The organism is Pseudomonas sp. CCI1.1 (assembly GCF_034348165.1).
GTDB lineage: Bacteria > Pseudomonadota > Gammaproteobacteria > Pseudomonadales > Pseudomonadaceae > Aquipseudomonas > Aquipseudomonas paracarnis.
The window spans coordinates 3,386,099-3,410,420 of sequence record NZ_CP133780.1 but is presented as its reverse complement, the minus strand read 5'-3'; the positions used below and the strand labels follow the sequence as shown (position 1 = coordinate 3,410,420).

The window sequence follows — 24,322 nt, the reverse complement described above, 5'->3', positions numbered from 1 at the left end:
GGTGTGCTGCTTATGACGAGTGGCGAAACGCTATTTTTCTGGCGCCATCATCTTTGTCCGAGGCCTTCCATCCGCGTTGTGCTGGTAAATGGCCTGCGGTTGGCCCTGCTCATTGAAAAACACCTGGCCAATGCCCGCCGAGTTCCACAAACGCTCACCCGCTTCGGCATGCTCTGGGATATAAGGCATCACCTGCATGGTGCGGCGGCGGGTAAACCAGTTGAGGGGCGAGCGCGGGGAGTAGAGCCAGCGGTTGAGGCGATCGAACCATTCCAGCAGGCGCGGCGGGAACTCGTTCTTGATGCCACTGCTGGTGATTTGCCAGATCTTGGGGCCGCCGTTGCGGTGGCGGATCAGCACTTGGTAGACAAACGAGTAATGCACGTCACCGGAAAGGATCACGTAGTTACCTGGCGTGCGTGAGTGGCGGAAGATATTCAAAATCACTTGGGCGGCGCCGCGGTGGGCCATCCAGTTCTCGGCGTCCACCAGCAGGGGAAAACCGCACCAGCTGAAGACCTTTTGCACCGTCTCTATCAGCTTGACGCCAAAGACCGGCGCGGGCGAGACGATGATGGCGGATGGATGGTCCAGCAGCGCTTGTTGCAGTTCGCTCAAGGCTTCCCAGTCCAGCAGGCCGGAAGGTTGCTTGAGGGTGAACTCGCTGCGCCAGCGTCGGGTGCGGGTGTCGAGTACCACCAGCGCCGGGGTGGTGGGCAATACGTAGTGCCACTGCTGGAATTTCAGCAAGGCCTCCAGCAACGCGTCTTGCGCCGTCGCCTCGAGATGATTGGCCTGTACCCGGCCGGTCAGTGCCTGGGTCTGGTCCAGCAGTTCGCCAAACACCTGGGGCTGGTTGCCCCAGCCCTGGCATAACAGATACGCCAGCAAGGCATTGCCGATGATGCGCTTGGAGAAGGGGTGGCCGTAGGCGGTTTCTTCCCACTGGGCGCTGAGGTTCCAATCGTCAGTGATGTCGTGATCGTCGAACATCATCAGCGTCGACAGGTGCGCGAACACCCGCGCTACCCCAGGCAGGCCGTCGCGGAACTGATCGATATGAACCTGTTCGCGGGCATAGCGTTGTTGTTCTTGCGCACTCAGCGGCGGCGGTTCTGGTGCGATCAGCGTCCAGGGTACCGGCGACCAGGCCAGCAGGTACATGGCGATCACTTCGGCAAAGGTCACCAGGTGATTATCGGCGGTGCTGCTGGTGAAGATGGGTTTCTTCACACCGCCGAAAAAGCGTTCGCGCAAGGTCTCGTTACTGTCCAGCGCAGGGAGCAGGTCGGCCCGGTGGTAATAGCTGGCGCGATGCCCATAAAGGCTGGCGCTGTCGCTCACCACCGCACCCTCTAGAAACTCATCGAACAGGCCCAGGCGCGCAATCAGCCCGTGAATGGCTCGCAGCATGGGCCCTGCGACGTCGTCGGCGTAGATCTGGTCGCCATTCATCATCAGCAAGGCTGGGCGTTCGAGCGGTGTGCGGGCGTCCCCCAACAGACGGTCGACACACAGCAAGCCTTCGTCGGCACGATGGTGGGGTTTGCGGCACGAGCCATGCACCAAGTGATGGATGCGGCTATGCAGCACGAAGCTTGGCGTAGTCGCGTCGCCATACAGCAAGTGCGGTGCCCATTGTGCAATGCCGAGGCCGTCGATCAACAGGTCGTAACCGATGATTTCATCCTGTGGCAGGGCGTGGCTCAGGGCTATGTCGATCAGGTGGATAACGGCATGGCGGCCGACGGGCACGACTTGGCAGTGCGTTGCATCGAGCGGGATATCCAGCGCCTCGCCCGAGGGTAATTGCAGCCGCAAGCACAGGGGCAGGGCACGACTGCCCACCAACCAGATAACCAGGCGCTGTGGTTCCAGGCGTCTTAGCAAGGGGCCGGCGATCACGGCAGGCAGGATTTCAGGTTGACCCATGAAGAATGCAGCTCATACCAAGTGGGACTGGAAAGGATAACGCAGAGGATGTCAGTGTTTTGTTAACGCAAGTGCAGCGCGTTGCGTTGCACTCGTTGCCGGTGACTCCTAACGGTTTAAAGCAGTTTGCCTCCTCCGAGAGAGGTCATACCCGAATCTTTGGGTTTTGGTCGCGTGTCCTGCCCCTGTGGGGGGCTGCCAATCGGCGAAGAGGTGGGGGCGGGATTGGCTGAAGGCTGGTTAGCTTTCATGCCTTGCTGGATGTTATAGCTCAAGCTGTCAAACGAATTGCCAATGATCATCGGTAAACCCCTTACTCAATTGGAGGACTGTTGTCGCACCAATACTCCCTTTGAGTGCGCACCGTTTCAGTGGCATTGGCCGGGTTGTTCGTTCCCGGCCAAAGGTATCCGCATGTTGGGTTTAGAAAATGGGCGCGTTTCAGGCAGGCTTTGGCACCGTAAACCTGAACTCACTACCGCACCCCAACTCACTTTCGGCCTCGATGCGCCCACCATGAGCCTGGACAATCCCCTGGGTGATATACAGCCCCAACCCGCTGCCGGTGGGGTTGTTTTCAGTCTGGGTCCAATAGCGATCGAACACATGGGGCAAATCGTCCGGTGCAATGCCTTCACCGGAGTCTCGCACCGAAAATACAATCTCCTCACCGTTGCTCATGGCGCTGATGCCGATGTTGCCTTGGCGTGGGGTGAACTTGATCGCATTGCCGATCAGGTTCGACAGCACCTGGAACAAGCGCTCCGGGTCGGCCTTGATCTGCAGGCCGGGCTCGACATTGAACGACAGGTCGATGCCTTTTTCCGAGGCCAGGGGGGCCAGCAACGAATACGCTTCTTCAAAGATCTGGCTGACGTCCAGCGCCACCGGCTTGACCACATAGCGCCCGGCCTCGATCTTCGAGGTGTCGAGCAAATCTTCCAGCAACACATTCATGCGCCCGGCGGCCTGTTGCATGGTGTCGATCGCGGAAGAGATACGGCGTGAGGTGTGTGGACCATCGGAGCTGAAGGCTTTTTGCATCATGCCGCAGAGCATGGAGATGACGGTCATGGGGTTGCGCAGGTCGTGGGAAACCACCGCGACCAGCTCGTCCCGCGCACGCACCGCTTGTTGCTCGCGCAGCACTTGGCGGGACAGGTCGTTCTCCAGGGCCGAGCGGCGCAAATCGTTGGCGGCAAACAGGTCGCCATGGCTCCATTTGGTGGAGATGCCGGCCATCTCCACCTTCCAGATTTCAAACGAGGTGCGTGGGCGAAGGCGCATGCCCGCGTCGCAGGTTTCCAGATTCAGCGGCTTCTGCGGGTCGCCACTCCAGTGGATGTTCTCTTTGACTTCCGGGCGAAACCACAACACACCGTTATCCACAGGCTTGGGCAAGCTCATGGCGAGCACGCCGCTGGCCACGCTCTGGAACTCAGCGGCAGGCGGGTAAACCGAGGCCAGGTTATGGCTGGAAAATACCGGTTCACCGTTGGCCTGCAACCACTTGTGCAGCGCGCGTATCTGCGCCGGTTCCGGGCAATTGCCGTAGCGGTGCAGTTGTTTATCTTCGATGATCGCCACGCCGCCGGAGAGGGTCAGGTCCATCAGCATTCGGCCTTGTTGGGCCAGGCCGTCGAAGACGTTATTGGCAGAGGCTTTCATCGCCAGGTCCAGCAGCGCCAGCGCTTGGACTTTCTCGTCGCGCTGGCGGGTCAGCTCCAGGGCCTCCATGGCACTGATCTGCAATGACAGCACCTGGCCGATGGTCTGGCAGGCCATGCGCAGGTCATTAGGTACCAGCAGCGGCTCACGGTTGCCGCAGCTGATCAGGCCCCAGAGTTTGTCGCCCTTCATCAACGAAATACTCATGGACGACAACACGCCCATGTTCTGCATGTACTGGCAGTGAATCGGCGACACGCTGCGCAGGGTGGCGAAGCTCAGGTCCAGGGGCTGCCCGGTGTCCGGGCGCAATTTGGGCACCAGCGGTACCGGTTCGTAGGACGCATTCGGGATGATCCGTAGCCAGTTGGTGCGATACAGCTCCCGAGCCTGCTCGGGGATGTCGGACGCGGGGAAGAACAGCCCGTTGAACAATTCCATTGACGGCGCCGAGGCCTCCGCGATCACCTGGCCATGGCCTTCCTCTTCGAAGCGATAGATGAGCACCCGGTCATAACCGGTCATGGCCTGGATTTCGTTGACGGTGATGGCGTAGAGCGCCTCCAAGGTCTTTGCCGATTGCAGGCGGTGCAGCATCTTGCCCAGATCGCTGGTGCGGCCATTGTGCGCTCGGGGTTTGAAATCCTTGAGCCGTGGTTCGAATTCCAGCACTAACACGCCCTGGTGGCGATGCAACAGGCCTTCGAACTGCTCACCCTTGAAGGTGATCAGCAGGGGCGGCGAGTCCAGGAATGCGCTGTCCTCGGCCATGGTTCGCACGGCCTGGGCGTACTCCTCGCCAATCAATCTGTGCAACGGTTGATCCAACAGCGCCTCGGGGGCGTGGCCGAACAACGTACCGACGTTGGCACTTACCTGAATAATGTTCAGGCCAGGTTCCGACAAAGTCAGCAGCACGCCGTGGGGCTGGATGGCCCCCGGAAAACGAATGGGTTCGTCGGCGCAGTTGGCAAGCAGCTCTTCAAAATCTTCGGGTTTCATAGCAATACCTCCTGGCTGTCGAGCCATTGCTCAAAGCCGCTGAATGTCGAACGGGCCGCCATCACCGCGCGCGCGGCGGCATCTGTATCCAGTGGCTGGCGGCTCAGATAATCGAGGAAATCTTTCCAGCGCCGTCCGGTCTCGGCGCCGTATACATTGAGAAAGGCACCGCCGTTGTCGGCGTTCACATCCAGGCGCAGGGCCATTTCCCGGCGCAGCACTTGGCCACCCAGGGTGGCGCCTTCCAGCACATACAGGGCGCCGAGACACGCAGCCGGCGTGTCTAATACGGGGAGTTGGGCACAGCGAGGCAGGGCATGGATGGCGTGGTCAGTCAGGCCGAGTGCGTCCAGGTCATGGACCAGTGTTGGCGTTTTCACACGCAACACAGGCTCATATCCATCGGGAATCAAACCGCTGTCATACAGCGCCGCTTCCATCGGCTGATAAAAGCCGTAGTACGCTTGCAGCAGGCGCCGATACCACTGGGCATCCAGGCGCTCGGAAAAAAACGGCAGGCGCTGTTCCAACGCCACATGCAGCAGGCCCGTGCCCGTGCGCAACGTTTCCAACAAGGAGGGCGCACTAACGTCATGGGCCTGTGAATGCATTCAATGAGCTCGAACTGTGGGCCTGTCGGCCATGAATGACGCGTGAAAATGGGCGACGATTCTACACAACTCATTGTCGTCAGCTGAACGCAGAAGCGAAAAGGCTGACCAGTGGATCAGAAAAGTCGCTCCCTGCACCTTACATGACCGCAGAACTGGCCCTCAAGTTCGGTTGAAATGATATCGCGCTGCTATCAACGCAGGGGCAGGCCCTAGTGCGTCAATGCTGTCTGCACGCACTCAAGCAAGTGGTCGGTACTCCAGGGCTTGGGCAGAAACCGCACGGAACTGCCCAACTCGGCGGCGATTTTCGTATTACCTGAGGTCAGCACTACTTGTACTTCAGGCCAGCGGTGGGCGACCACACGGCTCAAGTCATAACCATTGAGCAAGCCGGGCATTTGAATATCACTGACAATCAAATCCACCGGGTCATCGCCGCGCTCCAGGTAAATCATCCCTTCGTCTGCCGATGCAAACGATGTCACCACCGCACCAAAGTCTTCCAGCACATCTACCATCAACGCCCGAATGATCTCGTCGTCTTCCAATACCAAAATCGATGGCTGAGCCATGATCCTTACTCCACCATCAGGGGGTTCAGTAAGGTGGAGTGGAAGGTGGCCGGATAGGTTCGATTGGATGTTTTTTAATCGATGGGTGGTCGTTTGACTGCTTGTGAGCCATGGGCACGACAATCCGTTAAGGTGAACGCCACCCCGCCGTCCCAAGGAATGCCATGTTTAACCGTAACCCGCTCGTGCCGGAACTGATCGTCACTCGCCTCAGTGTCAGCCTGGTGTTCTGGGTAGAACAGTTAGGCTTCACCATCGCCTACCAGCGCGCTGAAGAAGGCTTTGCCTACCTCGACCTGCACGGCGCGCAAATCATGCTCGAACAATACGACCCCGACGCCGGCCAGTGGCTGACCGCACCGTTGCAGCCACCGTTCGGGCGCGGCATCAACCTGCAAATCGATGTGCCCGCCGTGGCGCCTATCCTGCAACGGTTGGCGCACATTGGCTGGCCATTGTTCCGCGATGTTGAAGATGCCTGGTACCGAGCCGGTGACGTGGAGGCCGGGCAGCGCCAGTTCATCGTGCAAGACCCGGACGGTTATCTGGTGCGTCTGGTGCAGCGGCTGGGAGAAAGGCCGGTCGAACAGGCATAATCCACGGCAACAGCCGATAGGGATACGTGAATGAAGTATGTGTTATTGACCCTCGTCCTGACCGTTATCGCCGCACCAGCGTTCGCTGCGGGCGACGCCGACGCGGGCGGCAAACTCTTCACCAAGACCTGCGGTGGCTGCCACAGCATTGGTGAAGGCGCGCGGGGTGGTTTTGGCCCGGAACTGAACGGCATCATTGGCCGGCCTGCCGGTACTACCACGGACTATCAGTATTCGGATGCGATGAAGAACTCAGGCGTGGTGTGGACACGGGAAAAACTGGCGGCCTACATTGAAGATCCGAAGTCGGTGGTGAGTGGCACGCGGATGATCTTCTGGGGGATCAGTGACCAAGAGAAGATTGAAAATATCCTGGCGTACTTAGCGACATTCCAGCCCAAGTGAGGCGCCCAGGCTGACGGGCATCAGTAGCGAACCCGCGACGCAAGGTCCGGGTAATGGGTCGCGAGCTCAGCCAAGCACTGCCGCAGCATCTTGGCATCGTGAGGTAGGCACTCTGAAAAAATATCCCAACCAGAAAACTCAAGCGTCTCGGGCATTTCTACCAAGCCGGTGATGGCGTCCCAAAAAGCATCCCAGTTCTGGCCATACCAGGTGGGGAAGTTGAGTGAAGTGCCCAGCGTGGCGTGAAGCTCTTTGGGGTTCTGAATGCGGGTCAGGTCTATTTTGATGATGGATGTTCGGGTCACTTGTGCACCATTTGCTTTTTCATCTACTACAGCTCAGGCTGAATTCTTTGAGTCTGCATTACTCGTTTGCAACTTCGTAATCAAATGCGATGAAGTAGTCACTTTCTGAAAGAGCAATTTCATGAAAAAAGTGTGGCTGTATCACTGATAGCCATTCCCTGCGCAATTCAAACATGCCGTTATTGACGTCCGCTGCGCTCAACAACCCGAGTGTGGAAATCACTGAGTAGTCATCTCCGCAGTCCGCTGAACTCTCGGTTCCGTTTAGCCTCTCTGTAGTTCTGTCAAACCATTCCAACCTTATTTTTAGTCCCATGTAGCCCTCACAGATATTTTTTGATGTTTCGTTTTCTGATTGGCCCTTTTAGCTGCTCGCCGCTTATGTGGTTGAACGCACCTATATGGCTCCCATCACTCGCTAGATAAACCTCCAGCTCTCCGTGCTGAGAGTCCCATTCATAGATCTTCCGACCTTTTTCCTCAATCCAGCGTTCTCTCAGCCCGGCCCCTCCTTGTCTGGGAGTTTTGGGTTTTGCTTTTATCAGTTTTTCAAAGCCAGTTATTTGTTCAGTGTCAGGCGCTTTGTGGTACTTGTGATCCCCAGACTTGGCACCTACCACCACATACAGCGGCCGAACCCCCGACCCCGCCGGAAACACCAGAATAAAATCCCGATAGGCCGGTGGGTAAATAGGGTTAACCAGAATCTGCGCCGCCGTCTCAGTCGGTGGGTAGATCCAGATCACGGGTGCTTGCGGCGCAGCCTCCAATGCCGGAACACCTAAGGTGTCATTTGGATCAACGGAGGGCGTCCAGATCAGCTCTACGCCATTATTCAAATCTGCTATTAACTGGCCGCTGCGGTTTTGAAACTGCACCACGTCAATCATCTGCCAATCGGCATTGTTACCTGTGTAAAACCCATACCCCTTAAGCGTGCCGTCGTCGCGTTGCTCGATATGCAGCCGCATTTGCGAACGCGCTCGTTGCAGCGAACGCAACTGTTCCTCGTTGTAGAGCGCGCTATCATTTAGATCCGACGGCCAAGCCAGCGCTACCAACCCTGTCAACAGGCTACCAGCGACGGATGCGCTGACTGTCGCCGCCGACTCCAAAAACGCTGAACGCAATGCCAACTGCCCTAAGCCGGCTGGCAGTGCGCTGCCACTGATCTTGCGCAAGGCAACCGCGCCCCGGGCGTCCACTTCGCGCCCGCCCAACAGACTTACATGGCCGTACTCCTTGATCAGTTCCAGTGGGACAAAACCGGTGGGGCTCGAGTAATGAGCGATACCGTCAGGCAGTTGGCATGGTTTTATGAAAACGCAGCTTGGAGGTTGGGCTGGTGTAGGTGGCTGGGCAGGGGACGGCTCGAAAAAATCGATAGTAGGCGAATACGGCACACGCGACGGTTGCCGGGTGAGGATTCGTCGCTTGAGTAACGCTTGTTCGGTGGGTGGATAAAAGCGTTCTGACATGACCGATTCACTTCCTTGTGCGAGGGAGTGAGCCTATGAGGGGGAGTCAGAAACCGATATCAGCCCTGAATTCATAGAATAAGCGCAACGCTTGAAACGAGAGGCAGAGAGCCAGCCACCGGTAGAATCCAGGCTCTCACACCGAAGGATTCAAGCGCAGATGACTACGCATTACCGGCAGCTGACTCAGGGACAACGTTACCAGATTGAGGCTGGCTTGAGCGCCGCAGAGAGCCAGGCGAGCATTGCAAAGCGGGTCGGCGTGCATCCCTCGACGATCAGTCGCGAGGTTCGCCGCAACAGCACCCAGAATATCTACAAGGCTGTTTCTGCGGCCCATGAAAGTGATGCTCGTCGAGCGGGTGCGCGCAAGTTTTGCAAGCCGGCGACATGGCTCAGCCATCATCTCCCGGTGTGGCTCAAGCATGGCATGAGTCCGGAGCAGATCGCCCAGCGGTTGAAGCAGGAGCAGCCAAGCCGGGCGGTCAGCCATGAGTGGATTTATCGGTTCATTGCCGCCGAACAGCGCGCCGGTGGTGAGCTTTATACCTATCTGCGACATCGCCGAAAGCGCTACCGGAAACGCTATGGAAGCCACGATCGGCGCGGGCAGCTGCGTAATCGCGTGTCAATCAGTGAACGCCCAGCCGAGGTCGAAAGCCGCGAGCGCCTGGGGGACTGGGAGGGCGATACGGTACATGGACTGGGCGGTAACCTGGTGACCCTGGTTGATCGCAAAAGCGGCTATCTGAGCGCCTATCCGGTCAAGCGCAGAACGCGCCGGCAGGTAACGCGGGCGATCAATCTGATGCTTCAGGGCCATGCCGCTCACACGCTGACGCTGGATAACGGAAGGGAGTTTGCCGGGCATGAACGCATCGCGCTACGGAGCCAGTGCCAGGTCTTTTTTGCAGACCCCTATTCATCCTGGCAACGTGGCACCAATGAAAACACCAACGGTCTGCTCCGCCAGTATTTCCCCAAGGGCAGCGACTTCAGCAAGCTGACCGTCGAAGCCGTCAATCGGACAGTAGCGAGGATCAATCTACGCCCGCGCAAGCGCTTGGGCTGGAAGACGCCGTACGAAGTGCATACAGGGGTGAGCGTTGCACTTATGTGTTGAATTCAGGAGCTCAATTTGTCAGTTGATGTGGGAAAAGTTGACTGGTACGTGAGTCGCCAGCATTGTTTCGAATATTGCGATTTTCGTTTGTTTCGTTTAGCGTTGACCTCAACTGAATTGCGTAAGGCCGGAGTTGCATCATGACCATCAACAATCTTCCCAAAACGATCCTTCCGCTGGAAAAAGAAGTCGAGGCGGCAGTGCAAGGTCAGCGTGAATTAGCGTCCCTATTGTCGACCAAATTTGAAACCCAGCGCATCGATATCTTCGACAAAGAAGACAAGCCACACAGGCTTGTCCTACCAACCTCCGCACTGCGTCTGCTGGTCGATATTCTGGGCGAATTGGCGCTGGGCAATGCCGTCAAGGTAGTGCCGGTTCATGCCGAGTTGACCTCGCAGGAGGCTGCCGACCTGCTTAATGTGTCACGCCCGCATTTGGTCAAGATGCTGGAGGAAGGAGCCATCCCCTTTACAAAAACGGGCCGACATCGGCGAGTCCGTTTTTCGGATTTGATGGCGTTCAAGCAACGGCGTGACGAGCAAAGCCAAGAGGCAATGGAAGCGCTGGTTCAACAGGCCCAAGAGTTGGGAATGGGGTATGACGGATGAGGTGTTCGCCCTTTACTGCGGTGTACGATGCTTGTGTTCTCTATCCTGCGGCACTTAGGGACTTACTCATGTGGCTTGGTTTGTCTGGTTTGTATCGAGCGCGATGGACTGGCCAGATTCAGGATGAGTGGAAGCGCAACGTACTTAAGAACCGACCCGATCTTACGGCGGCTCAGGTGGACTGCACGTCGGCGCTAATGGACATTGCTATACCTGACGCGTTGGTGACGGGATATGAGGATCTGTGTTCGAGTTTGGATTTACCAGACCCGGATGACCGGCATGTGTTGGCGGCGGCAATTCGGAGTAAAGCTGAGGTCATCGTGACCTTCAATTTGAAAGACTTTCCACCTCATATATTGGCTGCCTATGACATTGAACCGATGCATCCGGATGACTTTATTTCGGATCTCTGGGATTTGAATCAGGCGGCAGTGTTGGGAGCGGCGCAGAAGCAGAGGAGGGCGTTGAAGAAGCCCGCGATGGAGGCGGGAAGTTATCTTGAGATGTTGATGCGGCAGGGCTTGGTGCAGACTAGCAAGGCAATGGGACCCTATGAAATGATGCTGTGAGCAGGATGAGTCCGGTGTACGTCAGCTGAGCCGCAATAAAAAAGACCTTGAAACACCAAGGTTTTTTGGGTGCCTGCGGATCAACTCAGCAGATGCTTGGAAATCAGCCGGGAGATTTCCACGATCGAGGTCTTGCCAGTGAACTCGAATTTCACCTTCCCCAACGACGAAAAATAAATCTCCAACTCCGAATCCAAGTCAAACGTCCCGGACGTTTCCACCGAGTACGCCACGATGTTCTTGTACGGCAATGAGGTGAAGTCCTTCTTGCTGCCGGTAATCCCTTGCACGTTCACCGCGATGATGCGTTTGGTGGTGAACACGACGCCGTCGCGCATGGCCTTGTAGGCGTCGACCACTTCTTCGCCGTCCAGCAGCAGGGCCGCTACGCGTTCGGCGTATTCGTTGTTTTGCTTGAGCTTGAAGAAACCTTTGTTGTTGAAGTCGATCATGTGCCTGTCCTGGGTAAGTGGTGCCGTCGGTGTATGACGTTTTGCCTGCGGATCTGTATCTAACGCCCTGGCCTGCAAGCCCCTAGCATGACGCTCAACACGACCGCGTCGGCGAAGGATTTCACGCTGGCAGCCTAAAAAACCAGGAGCCAATCCATGCCTGATATGTCCAGCTTGCTCGCCTACGGCCTGATTTCACTCGGCATGGTACTGACTCCCGGGCCGAACATGATCTACCTGATTTCCCGCTCCATCTGCCAGGGGCGCACGGCCGGGTTGATTTCCCTGGGCGGGGTGGCGCTGGGGTTTGTGGTGTACATGGTGTGCGCGGCGCTGGGTATCACGGCGTTGGTGATGGCTGTGCCGTTTGCCTACGACGCGCTGCGGCTCGGCGGGGCGTTGTATCTGGTGTATCTGGCCTGGCAGGCGGTCAAGCCGGGTGGGCGCTCGCCATTCCAGGTGCGCGACTTGCCCAAGGACAGCCCGCGCAAGTTGGTGGCCATGGGCTTGGTCACCAACTTGCTCAATCCCAAAGTGGCGGTGATGTATTTGTCGTTGCTGCCCCAGTTCATCGACCCTAATGGTCATGGCAGTGTGCTGATGCAATCCCTGGCGCTGGGCTCCCTGCAGATTGTTATCAGCGTGAGCGTCAACGCGGTGATTGCCTGCATGGCGGGTTCCATCGCGGTGTTTTTTGTCACCCGGCCAGGTTGGCAGGTGCTGCAGCGCTGGCTGATGGGGTCGGTGTTGATGGGTTTGGCGGTGCGGATGGCGGTAGAGGGGCGCAAGTAAGGCTGCTTTCAGCGCGCCATGACGTTGACAATCACATGCAGGATGAATGCTGGCCCGTAGCAAGGCTGCCCATGTTCATCTTCGATACGCCAGATTGAGGTGACGGTACTGGTCTCCCTCGGGGCTCCGAACTCCACGGTGATATGCACTGGCTGGCCGGGCAAAGTATCTGCTATCGGAATATCGTTATTCAGGCTTCGCAGATGGCTATCCATCACCACTTCCAATGGCTCCCCCGAAGCGGTTCGACGGGCGATCACGTACTCACCGTCCACTCTCACCAATCGCCGCCCGCGCCAGGGGCGAATCCCGAGGTTCTGGATCTCCCAGGTTTTCTGAAAGGTTTCACCGGGCAGCACTACGGTCTGGTCAGGCGTGGTCACGTCTGCATTGAATACGGCAATGTCAGATGGGTCGTGCAAGCCAATGGCCCGGTTGGTGATAGCCATTGAGTAAGCATCAGTTGGAGCACCGGTCAGGTCGGCAAAGTAGCGAAACAGCAGCAGCGGGGAGACACGTAGCGCTTTGGCTAATTTGATCAGGGTACGTACGGACGGATCTTTTGAAGCACCGTCCGCCAATGCATAAAGGTAGGTTCTGGAGATGCCAGCCTCCTTAGCCAGGTTAGTCAGGGGTTTTCCCAGTTCTCGGCTGCGTCGTACAACAAGCGCTCGAAGAGTATCGCCAGTTTTGATGCTCATATTTTGCAAACCCGTTTCCAGTGGAAGTCGTCATCTTGTAAGCCAAAAAGGACAACCTGCCCGCCGTCACGGTTACAGAGCGATTCAGACTTTGGTCTTGCTGGCGACGTTGTGAAAGACATGGATAGGTCCCGGTTTGGTTGGCATATCCAGTGTCGCGGTTTCTCACATGCTTGCGAACCTTGTGTGTGTTGCATTCCTTTACATCTATCTGTGGATATAGCTATGAGTCCAATGAAAGCGTGCTGTGAATCCATTGCCCGATCAGGCTTTGGCATCCTGCAAATTCCTGATGCGATGTTGCAGGACTACAAAAAGATCATTGATGGCTATTCGGCCATTCCCCAGGCCATCAAGGATGAGTTTTCCTTTGCTCAGGACACGGATGGTTTTTTCCCTTTTGGCGCCGAGTACTCCCTTGCCGAGGATCACCCGGACCTGTGCGAGCGGTTTTGTTACTGGCCCGCGCACGCTTCAAAAAGAACCGCTTTCGAATTCACCCGAAGTACTTTCGTTGTCGCAGTCGGCAGTTTTGAACGACAGATGAGCGAGTTGGCCCAGGGAGTTATGGGTGGCATTTGCGAGGAATTTGGCGTTGCCCCCTTGGCCCCCTTTCGCGCGGCATCGTACATCCAGCTGTGTGTCTATGGTCCACAGGCGAAAGACCATTCTCGTCAATATGCCCAGGATCCTCATGAAGACGGGCATATGCTTTCGCGAAGGGCTGGTTTTGATGAAAGGACGATCGTTGGAGCCGGTACGCCTTCTGGAGAACGAGGTCGCGGTGCTGGCGGGTTCCTTGCTGACAGAGCTCTCCGATCATGCCGTGCCTGCCGCCTACCATGCTGTACTTGCGCCCAGCAAACCGGTCGCCAGAAGCTCATTGATCTACTTTGCAAATCCCAATCCGGATCAGTTGCTGACGACCTTTTACCGCCAGAAATCCATTGACCTGGGCAGTACTGTGAATGCTCGTCATACCGGTTTCGGTAATCAACCGATTCAACTGCGCTAAATAGTCCTGGAGGGCTCGAACAGTCCATGTTTCCTCACTTCAATGCCCTTTACATCGAAGGTTTGCTCTTGGGTATCGGACTGTTCGCCGCCCCTGGCCCGAAAGACACCTTGGTGATCCGCCAAGGTGTCGGTCGCGGGCCGATCTGGGGCGTTGTCGCTATTTGCGTAATGGCCGATATTTTCCTGATCGCTTTCGGGGTCACGGGTTTAGGTTCGTTGTTGGGAAGCCGGCCTGAGGTGATGGCACTATTGCTGTTGTCCGGCGCTGCGTATCTGCTTTGGTTTGGTGGCCAACGTCTGTTGGCCTGCATCCGGGATCAGTCCATGCCGGACGCTCAAGGCGGCAACTCGCAAAGAGGGCTGTTGCGCTCGGCGGTCATACTCGGCTTTGCCAACCCTTACGCCTGGCTCGATACCGTGGTGTTGATTGGTTCCATCGGTGCCACGAAACCTGCGGGCCAACAGGCGCTGTTCGCGACAGGCGCCATGACGGCATCACTCGTGTGGTTCGTGGTGTTGGCGCTGTGCTGTCAGCGATTGACGGTATTGTTTCGCAAGCCTGCGGTCTGGCGCTGGCTGGATGCAGGGGTGGCGGTGTTGATGGTTTACCTGGCCGTTACCCTGATTACCGATTCATTGCACATCTTTCAGATAGCTCTTTAGTACGGTCAGCGGGCAGGTCAACTCATCAAGACGAGCGATGTTTTGCACATCGGTGGATAGCCTTTGCAATTCACGCCCGAGAACGCTGTCCGCTCCACCCAATGCAATCAACGCCTGGGTGATGCACTCATCGAGCTTCAACTGGATCTCGGCCAGGTTTCCCTGGCGCACCAACAACCCAAACACCTCGCGATCATAGCCCTCCATCACGGGATCATCGCGCAGCAACGGGCTACCGTCGTCAGTCTCATGCACCAGCTTCAACGCGAACAACGCAACCGCTTCAAGCGTCAACTCCATGGTCCCGCTGTTGGCGCTGATTGAAAACTGACCCACCCTGCCGATTGAAAATTGACCCAGGACGGATTGCTGATTTCTGTCCCAGCAATTGTGGATAAGCTTAGCAGCAGTGGGCCGATTCAAGACGCATCAACCCCCACCGCATGTAGGCATGCAGCAGGGTATTTATGGTGCGGATCAAAATGGCTCATCGTCCTCGACATCATCTCCGTCCTTGCGCTTTCGTTCCCGTGACTTGATCTTTGTCTGGGCGGCCAAGGTGCTGTGTTGTAGGCGGTAGGACTCGTTGCCCGTTTCGACGATGTGGCAGTGATGTGTCAGCCGATCCAACAACGCGGTGGTCATCTTGGCGTCGCCAAACACACTCGACCATTCCGAGAAGCTGAGGTTGGTGGTGATGACCACGCTGGTGTGTTCGTACAGTTTGGACAGCAGGTGAAATAACAGGGCACCGCCGCTTTGGCTAAAGGGCAAATATCCCAGCTCATCCAGTATCACCAGGTCTGTGCGAAGCAGTCCCTGGGCGATTCGCCCTGCCTTGCCATCGTACTTCTCACGCTCCAGCAGATTCACCAGATCCACCGTGGAAAAGAAGCGCACGCGTTTGTTGTGGGCCGTGATTCCGGATACAGCCAAGGCACTGGCCAGGTGTGTTTTCCCGGTTCCAGGGCCGCCAATGAACACGACATTCTGCGCCGTTTCAGTGAACGCTAAGCTGGATAGATCGCTGACCAGCCGGGCATCAGCGCTGGAAGCGCTGAAGTCAAAGCCAGCTAAGTCACGGTGCATGGGGAGTTTTGCCATGTTCATCTGATGATTCACCGAGCGCACCGCGCGATCCGCATGTTCCTGCTGAAGCAGATGTTCCAGCAGCCATTTCGATGAAGCCGTCGACGCTGTTCCTTGAGAGACCAGTTCTTCCCAAGCACTGGCCATGCCGTGCAGGCGAAGTTCTTTGAGTTCAGTCATTAGGTCACGCATTGCGATTCTCCTCATCGGTCGCACGGAGCCGGTCGTAGCGTGCTGTATTGGCAACAGGCGCGACCTTGAGTTGCAGGCTGGTTTCTACACTGGGAGGTAGTGCGGTGGAGGTCAGGCGGGCAAGGACATTGAGGATGTGATCGGCGCTCAGACTTCCCGATTCAAGTACCAGCTCCACCGCCACCAGCACAGGTTCGAGCCCCGCAATTGGCACAGCAGCCAGTACCTGCATCATGATTCGATCACCGTTGGTGTGACGCCTCAGTCCTCGTTTGAGAAGCCGTAACGGTTTTGGCAGATCAGCAAATGGCGCACCGTTGCGCAATGCACCAGGCTTGCGTTCGATGAGTGGGATGTAGTGCTGCCAGTCAAAACTGACCTGATCTCGATCAAAGAGGCGCTCGTGACTGGCGATCACCGTTTCGTCAGCAATGACCACGATCCGCGAAGGGTACAAACGGCTACTGACCCACTGGCCGACGCGCTCACATGGCACTGAATAGCGATTTCGCGCCACGCTGATCAGGCAGGTGCTGGAGACCCGCACGGTACGCTCGACGTAGCCATCAAATGCCGTCGGCATTGGCATCATTTCGACCTGCTCCAGCTCTAAGACCTCGGCCACCGTCAGCCCGTTGTACTGCGGATGCACCAGTTCGCTCCAGAGCGACCGACAACGTTGGCCGAGCCAGACATTCAGTTCCTCGAAGGTGTGAAACATACAGTTTTGAGCATCGAGCCAGATTCGCCTCCGGCTGTCCTGAACGTTCTTTTCGACGATGCCTTTTTCCCAGCCAGAGGCCACGTTGCAGAAGTCCGGATCGAACAGATAGTGCGCGCACATCACGGAAAACCGGGCGTTGACCGTGCGCCCTTTGCCTTTGTTGACCTTGTCGACAGCCGTTTTCATGTTGTCGTAGATGCCGCGACGCGGCACACCACCCAACGCTCCAAACGAACGGGTGTGGGCATCAAACAGCATCTCGTGGCCTTGGCTGGGGTACGCAACTAACCAGAATGCGCGGCTGGCACACAGCTTCATGTGGGAGACCTGGATACGTCGAAAAAGACCACCGATCAGCAGACCTTCTTCGCTCCAGTCAAATTGAAAGGCCTCACCGAGCGCAAACGTCAGCGGTACAAAAGCGCGTAAAGACTTGCCTTGCTCGCCTCGCCAAGAGCGCACAAACGCCGTGAGCTGGCTGTAACCGCCGTCATAACCCTCGGCTTTGATCTGCTCAAAAAGTGCTTTGGCGCTCCTGCGGTTGTGTTTTGGCCGGAACGAATCGGCCTTGAGCGCCTGCTCCAGGGTCTCGTGAAAAGGGCTGAGCTTATTGAAGGTTGCGCACCGTTGGTACGCTGGCTGAATGGCTTCGGGCGCTCTGACCCATTTTCGGATGGTGTTTCTCGACAGCCCGGTACGCTTGGCTATCTGATGCAGCGAGAGCTTGTCGCGGAAGTACATCCGCCGGATTTTTCCCAACATTTCCATGCTGATCACCCTGTGTTCTCCTGCTCGAAAAGTGAGCAGAAGCAGTTGAACACCTGGGTCAGTTTTCAGTCGGCAGAAGAGCCTCTACTGGGTCAGTTTTCGGTCAGCGGCAACACTCAACAAGGCCGATGACGTATCGACACTCGAAATTCTTCCTCGACTGCCACGACTGCCACTCATCAAAGTCACCAGCCAGGTACACGTCCATTGGGTGTTCGATACCGTTGTGCTGTGCCAAATGGATCTTGGTGTTATCGGGTGTCAGGGTTGGCAAGAGGCTGGACAAGAACTGCATGAGCATGATGGTGGAAATCCTCGGGCGATTCGAGAATCTAGCATTTGATGCATTCCGCTGCGCGGGAAGGTTTGCCTTCAGGGACTGCTTGGGTCGGGGGGCTTTGGTAAAGCGGAAAAAGGCATTTTCAGCCTGATCATTTTGAGGGGAGGGGCTTGGATCAGAGGAACCCATGCAGGCTGTGGCTTTGAGCGATTTTTGAGCAATAAAAAACCCGGCGCGTAGGCCGGGTTCTTTGATTTGGAAGTTCCAAAAACACTTCCAAAAATTACTTCCAAAACTTTAAAACCGTAAGCTGGTAAGTGCTTGATTTTAAAGGAAAATCTTGGTGCCCCGAGGGAGACTCGAACTCCCTCAAAAACATCATAAGACCCAGCAATGCCGCGAGTTTAAAGGCTTTCAGTGGCTTTGGGTAGAAATTTTGGGTAGAATTTTGGGTAGAAATGACTAGCGAAGGCTTTTGCTATGACCGATTTTTTAGTCCTGAAATCCGGCACCTACTACGTCCGTCTGGACGTTCCAGAAGACGCACGGGAAGCCTTTTCCGGGCGTAAGGTTTTGACTAAAAGCCTCAAAACTGGCAATCGTTCGGAAGCCCATATTTTCAAACTACGATGGTTGCAGCAGTGGAAAACCGAAATCGAAAAAGCCCGTAGGGGTGAAATCGGCAATTTCCGTGATGATGTTCTTCAAATAGTTGAAAAGCATCAAAGGGCCATAAACCAAGATAAAATTAAGGGGAAACCCGCAAACAATGAAACAAAAATGGGTTTTGAAGTAATCCAATATACACAAGATAAGAAGTTAAGCATCGACCTTGTTAATGAAGCAATTGATATTGCAGCAGGTCGTTCGGACTACTCACCAAAAACCCCATTTTTCAAAAGTCGCCTTGATGGTTTCTATAACTATGAATTAAATCAACGAAAAGTAGACTTGAATACAGTTGATAGACATATAAAGAGAATTAAAGCACTTGATGCCTTTTTGAAAGCTGAGGACTTATTGCTGGATTATGAGGCAGTTGCTTCATTCTTGATTTCAAAAAATCTGGAATCGAAGACAAAGAAACAATATTTGTTTTCGTTTAATGCCTTCTATAATTTCTTGATTAAAAAAGAACCACCATTCAAAGAACGTTATCCAATCAATCCTTTCAAAAGTCATGAATTGAGCCAAGTTAGACGTGGAACACTCAAAAAAGATGAAAGACGTGCTTTTACGGCGGAAGAGGTTGAAACCTTGCATAGTAAAGCAGTTGAAAAAGGAAAGCGTCAATTAGCCGATTTGATTAAGATAGCGGCCTATACGGGAGCACGCATTGAAGAAATATGCCGTTTAAAAACATCGTCAGTTGTTAAAGAGGATGGTGTGGATTGTTTTCATATTACAGAAGGTAAAACACAAGCATCCGTTCGTTTTGTGCCAATTCATCCGGTTCTCATGGAAACGGTCAAACGGCTTGTTAGTTCATCGGACGATGGGTATTTGTTGAAGACAAGCAAAGGTGGGAAGTATGAAACCAAATCGAAAGGTTTAGGTAATCAATTTTCAATCTTCAAGACAGATTTAGGTTTTGATAAAAAATGTGTTTTCCATAGCATTCGCAAAACTGTAATCACTACATTAGAGCGTGCTGATGTTAAGAACCTTGTCATCATTTCGTTGGTTGGCCACAAAGCTGATGGACTGCTAAGAATGACTTTCGATAGATATTCGGAAGGCCCAACCCCAGCATCTAAAATGGATGCTGTTAAACACCTACAATATAAATTCTCAGTATAATTTTTTATTGTTGTCATCATTCATGAGGCTACCTAATTAGGTGGCCTTTTTAATGCCTGCTATACGTTGCTATACGTTGCTATACACTTTCATTCTTTGTTATCTGGCTTATTGAAAGCTATACAACTTGAAAACATTTTAATATATGTTAACTTGATATTAGTAGTTCGAAAACATTACAGGCGAGCAATGTAAATGTATAGCAAGTTCACTTCGTTCACTTACTAACATTTACGCTCGATTTTTCGCACTACGTTTGAAAAATGTATAGCAATCAATATGGAGGATTGTATGAGTGATAAAGAAAGAAAAAGTAATCAGTTAAATTTTAGACTTCCAAAAGATGATATTCAGCTACTCGAAACACAAAGAGCAGCATTAAAGATGACACAGGTAAAATTTATTTCCCATATTATAAATAATGGAATAAATGAAGTCATAGAAGTATGTAGTCCAAAGTTAAGAGAGGATATAGTCACCATTGAAAAAATATTCAGTCAGATTGGCAATAACCTTAATCAAATAGCAGCAGCGTTGAATTCAGGGAAGCAGCCAAACCAAGACATTTTAGATGTTCTGAGCAAATTAGATAAGAACATGGGCGTATTGACAAATAGACTTGAAAGTTTGAAAAAGGAGAAAATAACAATCAAAGGCGATATATGATAAGGAAAAGATTGAGCACCCAGAAAAGCAGGTCAGGAGTATATAAGGCTTCTAAATACTTTCACAAAGATGAGGGATGTGTATTGTTCGAAAGCAACATCTACACACCTATGAACTCATCCAAAAGACAAATTGCGAATGCTATTGCAACATCCATCGAAAATGATGTTGCTGTTAGAACAAAGGGCAGAAAGCAATCAGTTAGAAGTCAGCACGATATGGTCAGCTTTCATACCAATGATAACGTTACCCCTGAACAAGCGAAGCAGATAGTAAAAGAACTCTATGAACAAACGCACAACCTTTCAAATAGAAAGTATGCGTTGGGTGTTCACATTGATACAGATGAGGTTCATGTTCATATTGTGTGGGCTTTAAAAGATTTTAATGGCAAGTGTTACAACGTCAGCAATGACTACCGTGTTATTGAAAGAGAATGTGAAAAGCTTGAACAAAAATACAATCTAATAGTTCCCGAAAATCGAATTTCAAGAGACATGGATGAACTCGACAAAATAAAAGAGCTAACACTGCAAGATAAGAAAGACATTATCAACAAGAAATACAAAGACAAGCATCCATCAACAAAAGAAAGAATGCTTGACGTTCGTGGCGTTATTTCTAACAAGAAACAAATGAAAGACGCTTTGAGTGATTTCCTTAACAATGCTTCCAGCCCATCCGACTTCATCAACCAGATAACCGAGAATGGTTTCAATGTCATTCACAATGGCAAATCATCTTTCTCCATTCAACATGAAGACCAGATATTCAAAGCATCCGAGCTTGGCCTATCTTACAAAACACTTAAAGCGAAACTAGGTGATGACACTGGCTTTGAGCAGACTTTAAAAAATAAGCACAACGTAAAGGAATACGAAAATTGTTCAATCGCTTCAACCGAAGCAGAACCCGACTACATGAAAAAGATTAAACCAAACTCAGTGCTTGCTACTAAGTTCAAGTTTATTCAGCATAGTGACAAGGTTGAATATTTCTATAATTCAGCCAGTAGCAAGAAATCATTCGAGTATTACAAAGACCCATCAAAAGTTTCATTCCATGATTTATCAAGACAGTCAGCAAAGGCTGGCATTCAAAGACTTGTTGCCGACGCCAAACCACCACAATCATTTACAGTGAATGGCCCTGATTACTTCAAGAAGAATGTATGGCTCGAATTTCAGCTAATGGGATTGGAAGCCAAAGGCTTCAAGCTTGAAGGCTACAAACCTACCCCAGCAGATTTAGACGAATTGAAGAAAATTCAGGAGCAATATGCTTCGATGAATAAGAAGGCCGATCCTAAACCGCAACCAGCACCAGAAGCCCCTACGGTGGCCGTAGAAGCACCTAAACCAGTTGAGCCTGTCATGCCTATACCTCTTCAAAAAGCTCCTGAGAAGCCACCAGAGCCTACAAAGCAGGTTGAACAAGAACAGGTAGCACCTACCAACGATGACTTGATTGATGACTTGATGAAAGAGTTTGAGCCATCCAACCCTACACCTGTCGCAGAAGCTCCTACAAAGGCCTTAGAGACACCTACACCAGTAGAGCCTGCCGTAGATGACATTTACGCACCGATGACACCGGAGCCGATTCCAGAGCCTGAAAACCATAAGATTGATGGCGACTATTCAACATATTCGAATGATGAAATTGTTGAAGAATTTGAATGGTTGCAACCGAGACTAACGAAAAGTTTATTTCCGGGCAACAGCACACGAGACATCGCGGGGCATAGAGAAATGGACAACATTCCAGACAATCGTAATGGCATAAAAACTGGAGAGGTTAAGCGTCAATATGAATTAAGACAGAAATTATATAATCTATTTGATGAAATTAAAGAAAGAGACCCGTCAGCCGCAAAACAGCTTGAACAAGCTTTTAAAGCACAGATGGCAAACAAAAGAGCGGTTACGTTTGACTTAAAACCACAGTTAACAAAATAGCCCTATCAGGGCTTTTTATTTGTCTTGGATTTGAAAGTTTCTAATTCCAACTTGTAGCGTTACATCTTTGTTGAACCCGTTAACTTTGCTTACATTTAAGTATTCTTTCATACAATCATTTATAAAGCGTGACAACGGAAATTTGTGAGTATTGGCAATTTCTCTAAATTGATTATGTGTTTCAGCGTCGAGTGTGATGGTGCAAACTTTAAGATTTGCTTTTGCTTTTGGTTTTTTCATTAGTGTCCCTTTCTTATTTATATATATTTATTAGAGCACAAATAAAAGCAAAGTCAAATAAATACATATTTTTCTTGACAAAATTCAGGCACAAAAAAACCAGCATTAGCTGGCTTTGTTATAAGTCCCTTATACATTCGTCTTGATATTCGTAAGGAACTCTACTTTGGTCTACCAGCACCTTGAATGTGTAATCTAATGGGTCAAAAATCAAATGACAAACACTTTTGTCATGTGCATTCTTAACATCTTTATATAAACCATAAAGACCTAGTTTTTTTGTATATTTTAAGATTTCTTTTCTTTTGCTAGTTACCCTTATTAGTTGCATGCTCATAATCTCCTGTTCTTGATAACAATATAACATGCGATTATAAATAATCAATAGATAAGTATTTATTTATTGCAACTCGGCAGCATCAAGCAATGCAGTATCAACAATTTTGTAATTTGCTTTTATATCAATCATTTCTTTTGTGCTCAAATCAATTATGTATTTACCTATTAGTCTTTTTCCGAAAACATCACCGAGCAGGTCATTCTTAAATACTTGTATTTTGCTGTATAGCCTCATTATTTTTAGGTTTCCATTTACAAATATAGAGAACCCAATGAAATCGTTCTTGTCCACAAATGCGAACGCCTTATCAATAACGTCATTCTTGCCTTTCAAGAATGATTTTCTTTTCAGCTCTCTCCACAATGAAAGCGTATTCTTAACGCCGAACATTGCATATCTACGCACAGACCACAGTGCTTGAACTGCTCTAACTTTTTTGTGATTTGAGATTTCCAACTTATCTACATTTAGGACGCCGCCTTTTAACTCGAATTCCAAATTGAATGACTTAGTTAGATACTTCATCACGTATGATGTTGCCTTGCTTTTCTTTGCGTCAATTTCTTCAATTCTTACGGCGTTTTCCGAGTGTCTAAAATGCTTGTTAATCAAGATTACTAATTCGTCATAATGTTTCTTATTAACATACATTAAAGCGTGCTTATGAAAGCACTGGTCTTTGTGAGGTTCGACTGCCCAGAAACCATTCATCTCAATCTTATGTCTATGGATGTCTTTTCTAAAAGCATTCCATAAGCCTTTCAAGTAATCATTGCTATCCTTTGGGGTTGAACCGTCCCAAGAACTAACGCCTTTCGACGGCTTTGGATGAAATCTTGCCGGAGCGGTAAAAGTTATGAAAAGAGGCTTATAGTTAAGTTGTTTGGCATAGGCGTCCAACGATGAGACTTGGATAAATATCTCAGCAAATCTTTGCTTTTCAGTGCTTGCTACTTTCCATAGTGGGATTTTCTTGTTGTTTTCATTAACAAGAGATTTCTTCATTATGTAATCAAGCTGGCTGGCTTCGTCAGCTTCTCTATTGCGAACAACTTCATCACTACAAATCTCAAATGCTCGACCGGAACCAATCAAACCTGAGTGCAGCTTTAAAAGTTCGCTTCTTTGTTTTTGTATTCTTTTTATTTGTGATTTAAGTCTTTTCTCATCAGCAATGTTGATGAGCTTGTCTTTTATAGTTGACCCTTTAATGTCCTTTATTTTGATACCATAACCGATATCCCAATCATTCTTTATGCGTGAAAAAATACTCTCGCCGGAGTCATCGTTGTCGAGGTTTCTCTGCTTTATTATTAGTTGCTCTTGAATTCTCTCGAAAACAAACGTGATATTTTTGACGATTTCGTCCAAATCGCCAGCTAGAATGTATTTATGTCGTATCTTCCAGCATCTATATTCACTGCAAGTGGCAACCCAAGTGAATTTATTTTTGAGGTTTCTTATTTCTTTGGCTATGTTTTCACGCTTTCTTTTTGATGAGTTATTTAACTTATTTTCAAGACATTCCTTTGCAATCATCTTTTTTTCGATGGCTCGCTCAAAAAAATACTGCCTTTCACATTCTGCAAAGAAAAATTCAGGAGTAAGATTTTTAAGGATTATGCGTTGTGGAATAAATATCATGAAAGTTATTATTGTTCGTTACTAATACAAATACCATGCCGTGCATGGTTGTCAAATAAATAAATATTTTTACTTTCTAACCTGTAAAAAAGCTGATTTTTTTAAAAATCAAAAACGG

At 51.5% G+C, this 24,322-nt stretch carries 26 protein-coding genes; 11 read left to right on the top strand and 15 right to left on the bottom strand.

Annotated elements, in window-relative coordinates; genetic code table 11:
* Nucleotides 1-30: 30 nt before the first annotated feature.
* From RHM69_RS15330 to RHM69_RS15315, 4 genes are all read right to left on the bottom strand, one after another.
* The gene (locus tag RHM69_RS15330) at nucleotides 31-1,932 is read right to left on the bottom strand and encodes an alkaline phosphatase D family protein (protein ID WP_014719850.1); all 1,902 of its coding nucleotides are present in this window, start codon (nucleotides 1,930-1,932) and stop codon (nucleotides 31-33) included.
* A gap of 441 nt (nucleotides 1,933-2,373) precedes the next feature.
* Nucleotides 2,374-4,602, bottom strand: a complete 2,229-nt coding sequence (locus RHM69_RS15325) for an ATP-binding protein (RefSeq protein ID WP_014719849.1) — start codon at nucleotides 4,600-4,602, stop codon at nucleotides 2,374-2,376.
* On the bottom strand, nucleotides 4,599-5,213 hold the full coding sequence (locus RHM69_RS15320) for a biliverdin-producing heme oxygenase (protein ID WP_106110944.1): 615 nt from the start codon (nucleotides 5,211-5,213) through the stop codon (nucleotides 4,599-4,601). The genes RHM69_RS15325 and RHM69_RS15320 overlap by 4 nt, the downstream gene beginning before the upstream one ends.
* Nucleotides 5,214-5,425: 212 nt before the next feature.
* A complete protein-coding gene (locus RHM69_RS15315) occupies nucleotides 5,426-5,788 on the bottom strand; it encodes a response regulator (protein ID WP_003194033.1) in 363 nt (120 codons plus the stop codon).
* Nucleotides 5,789-5,952: 164 nt separating this feature from the next.
* Here RHM69_RS15315 and RHM69_RS15310 point away from each other — a divergent pair, with 164 nt between their 5' ends.
* Together RHM69_RS15310 and RHM69_RS15305 are read left to right on the top strand one after the other, a co-directional pair.
* Nucleotides 5,953-6,384, top strand: coding sequence for a bleomycin resistance protein (locus RHM69_RS15310; RefSeq protein ID WP_200600140.1), 432 nt, complete (start codon nucleotides 5,953-5,955; stop codon nucleotides 6,382-6,384).
* 30 nt (nucleotides 6,385-6,414) lie between these two features.
* Nucleotides 6,415-6,789, top strand: coding sequence for a c-type cytochrome (locus tag RHM69_RS15305; protein ID WP_019817492.1), 375 nt, complete (start codon nucleotides 6,415-6,417; stop codon nucleotides 6,787-6,789).
* 20 nt (nucleotides 6,790-6,809) lie between these two features.
* Here the strand turns inward: RHM69_RS15305 and RHM69_RS15300 are convergent, their stop codons facing one another.
* Genes RHM69_RS15300 through RHM69_RS15290 form a run of 3 tightly spaced genes read right to left on the bottom strand, consistent with a single transcriptional unit; the run spans nucleotide 6,810 to nucleotide 8,572 of the window.
* Nucleotides 6,810-7,094, bottom strand: coding sequence for a barstar family protein (locus tag RHM69_RS15300; protein WP_019817493.1), 285 nt, complete (start codon nucleotides 7,092-7,094; stop codon nucleotides 6,810-6,812).
* 58 nt (nucleotides 7,095-7,152) lie between these two features.
* Nucleotides 7,153-7,410, bottom strand: coding sequence for a colicin E3-like toxin immunity protein (locus RHM69_RS15295; protein ID WP_200645907.1), 258 nt, complete (start codon nucleotides 7,408-7,410; stop codon nucleotides 7,153-7,155).
* Nucleotides 7,411-7,417: 7 nt separating this feature from the next.
* Complete coding sequence (locus RHM69_RS15290; protein ID WP_032872684.1) at nucleotides 7,418-8,572, bottom strand: S-type pyocin domain-containing protein; 1,155 nt, start codon at nucleotides 8,570-8,572, stop codon at nucleotides 7,418-7,420.
* 160 nt (nucleotides 8,573-8,732) lie between these two features.
* Between RHM69_RS15290 and RHM69_RS15285 the strand changes: the two genes are divergently transcribed.
* The 3 genes from RHM69_RS15285 to RHM69_RS15275 all read left to right on the top strand — a co-directional run bounded on the left by RHM69_RS15285 (nucleotide 8,733) and on the right by RHM69_RS15275 (nucleotide 10,878).
* Nucleotides 8,733-9,695, top strand: coding sequence for an IS30-like element ISPpu17 family transposase (locus RHM69_RS15285; RefSeq protein WP_004577240.1), 963 nt, complete (start codon nucleotides 8,733-8,735; stop codon nucleotides 9,693-9,695).
* 140 nt (nucleotides 9,696-9,835) lie between these two features.
* Entirely contained in the window at nucleotides 9,836-10,306 is a 471-nt protein-coding gene (locus RHM69_RS15280; protein ID WP_014719842.1) for a helix-turn-helix domain-containing protein, read from the top strand.
* Nucleotides 10,303-10,878, top strand: coding sequence for a PIN domain-containing protein (locus RHM69_RS15275; protein ID WP_168224013.1), 576 nt, complete (start codon nucleotides 10,303-10,305; stop codon nucleotides 10,876-10,878). The genes RHM69_RS15280 and RHM69_RS15275 overlap by 4 nt, the downstream gene beginning before the upstream one ends.
* Before the next feature lie 80 nt (nucleotides 10,879-10,958).
* Here the strand turns inward: RHM69_RS15275 and RHM69_RS15270 are convergent, their stop codons facing one another.
* Nucleotides 10,959-11,330: a PH domain-containing protein gene (locus tag RHM69_RS15270; protein WP_014719840.1), complete on the bottom strand. Its 372-nt coding sequence runs from the start codon at nucleotides 11,328-11,330 to the stop codon at nucleotides 10,959-10,961.
* A gap of 156 nt (nucleotides 11,331-11,486) precedes the next feature.
* Here RHM69_RS15270 and RHM69_RS15265 point away from each other — a divergent pair, with 156 nt between their 5' ends.
* Nucleotides 11,487-12,122 carry a LysE family translocator gene (locus tag RHM69_RS15265; protein WP_200645906.1) on the top strand — a complete coding sequence of 212 codons (636 nt, stop codon included), beginning with the start codon at nucleotides 11,487-11,489 and terminating at the stop codon, nucleotides 12,120-12,122.
* Between the two features lie 8 nt (nucleotides 12,123-12,130).
* Here RHM69_RS15265 and RHM69_RS15260 read toward each other — a convergent pair whose 3' ends face one another.
* Nucleotides 12,131-12,823 (bottom strand): NBR1-Ig-like domain-containing protein, encoded by a 693-nt coding sequence (locus tag RHM69_RS15260; RefSeq protein ID WP_020302004.1) that lies wholly within the window; start codon nucleotides 12,821-12,823, stop codon nucleotides 12,131-12,133.
* A 225-nt stretch (nucleotides 12,824-13,048) separates the two neighbouring features.
* Here RHM69_RS15260 and RHM69_RS15255 point away from each other — a divergent pair, with 225 nt between their 5' ends.
* The gene (locus RHM69_RS15255) at nucleotides 13,049-13,774 is read left to right on the top strand and encodes a hypothetical protein (protein WP_234452035.1); all 726 of its coding nucleotides are present in this window, start codon (nucleotides 13,049-13,051) and stop codon (nucleotides 13,772-13,774) included.
* Nucleotides 13,775-13,864: 90 nt separating this feature from the next.
* Complete coding sequence (locus RHM69_RS15250) at nucleotides 13,865-14,503, top strand: LysE/ArgO family amino acid transporter (RefSeq protein WP_020302002.1); 639 nt, start codon at nucleotides 13,865-13,867, stop codon at nucleotides 14,501-14,503.
* Here the strand turns inward: RHM69_RS15250 and RHM69_RS15245 are convergent.
* The 4 genes from RHM69_RS15245 to RHM69_RS15230 all read right to left on the bottom strand — a co-directional run bounded on the left by RHM69_RS15245 (nucleotide 14,474) and on the right by RHM69_RS15230 (nucleotide 17,577).
* The gene (locus tag RHM69_RS15245) at nucleotides 14,474-14,803 is read right to left on the bottom strand and encodes a hypothetical protein (protein ID WP_038451449.1); all 330 of its coding nucleotides are present in this window, start codon (nucleotides 14,801-14,803) and stop codon (nucleotides 14,474-14,476) included. The genes RHM69_RS15250 and RHM69_RS15245 overlap by 30 nt on opposite strands.
* A gap of 177 nt (nucleotides 14,804-14,980) precedes the next feature.
* Complete coding sequence (gene istB / locus RHM69_RS15240) at nucleotides 14,981-15,784, bottom strand: IS21-like element ISPsy20 family helper ATPase IstB (RefSeq protein ID WP_029241171.1); 804 nt, start codon at nucleotides 15,782-15,784, stop codon at nucleotides 14,981-14,983.
* The gene (gene istA, locus RHM69_RS15235) at nucleotides 15,777-17,276 is read right to left on the bottom strand and encodes an IS21 family transposase (RefSeq protein WP_102619021.1); all 1,500 of its coding nucleotides are present in this window, start codon (nucleotides 17,274-17,276) and stop codon (nucleotides 15,777-15,779) included. The genes istB and istA overlap by 8 nt, the downstream gene beginning before the upstream one ends.
* A 103-nt stretch (nucleotides 17,277-17,379) precedes the next feature.
* Nucleotides 17,380-17,577: a hypothetical protein gene (locus RHM69_RS15230; RefSeq protein ID WP_322255291.1), complete on the bottom strand. Its 198-nt coding sequence runs from the start codon at nucleotides 17,575-17,577 to the stop codon at nucleotides 17,380-17,382.
* Between the two features lie 459 nt (nucleotides 17,578-18,036).
* Between RHM69_RS15230 and RHM69_RS15225 the strand changes: the two genes are divergently transcribed.
* The 3 genes from RHM69_RS15225 to RHM69_RS15215 all read left to right on the top strand — a co-directional run bounded on the left by RHM69_RS15225 (nucleotide 18,037) and on the right by RHM69_RS15215 (nucleotide 21,980).
* Nucleotides 18,037-19,356, top strand: a complete 1,320-nt coding sequence (locus RHM69_RS15225) for a DUF6538 domain-containing protein (RefSeq protein WP_028624202.1) — start codon at nucleotides 18,037-18,039, stop codon at nucleotides 19,354-19,356.
* A gap of 291 nt (nucleotides 19,357-19,647) precedes the next feature.
* Entirely contained in the window at nucleotides 19,648-20,022 is a 375-nt protein-coding gene (gene mobC, locus RHM69_RS15220) for a plasmid mobilization relaxosome protein MobC (RefSeq protein WP_033050921.1), read from the top strand.
* Between the two features lie 11 nt (nucleotides 20,023-20,033).
* A complete protein-coding gene (locus tag RHM69_RS15215) occupies nucleotides 20,034-21,980 on the top strand; it encodes a relaxase/mobilization nuclease domain-containing protein (RefSeq protein ID WP_161781308.1) in 1,947 nt (648 codons plus the stop codon).
* Nucleotides 21,981-21,995: 15 nt separating this feature from the next.
* Here RHM69_RS15215 and RHM69_RS15210 read toward each other — a convergent pair whose 3' ends face one another.
* A complete protein-coding gene (locus tag RHM69_RS15210; protein ID WP_143129380.1) occupies nucleotides 21,996-22,220 on the bottom strand; it encodes a hypothetical protein in 225 nt (74 codons plus the stop codon).
* A gap of 400 nt (nucleotides 22,221-22,620) precedes the next feature.
* Complete coding sequence (locus tag RHM69_RS15205; RefSeq protein ID WP_028624199.1) at nucleotides 22,621-24,204, bottom strand: replication endonuclease; 1,584 nt, start codon at nucleotides 24,202-24,204, stop codon at nucleotides 22,621-22,623.
* Nucleotides 24,205-24,322: the final 118 nt, after the last annotated feature.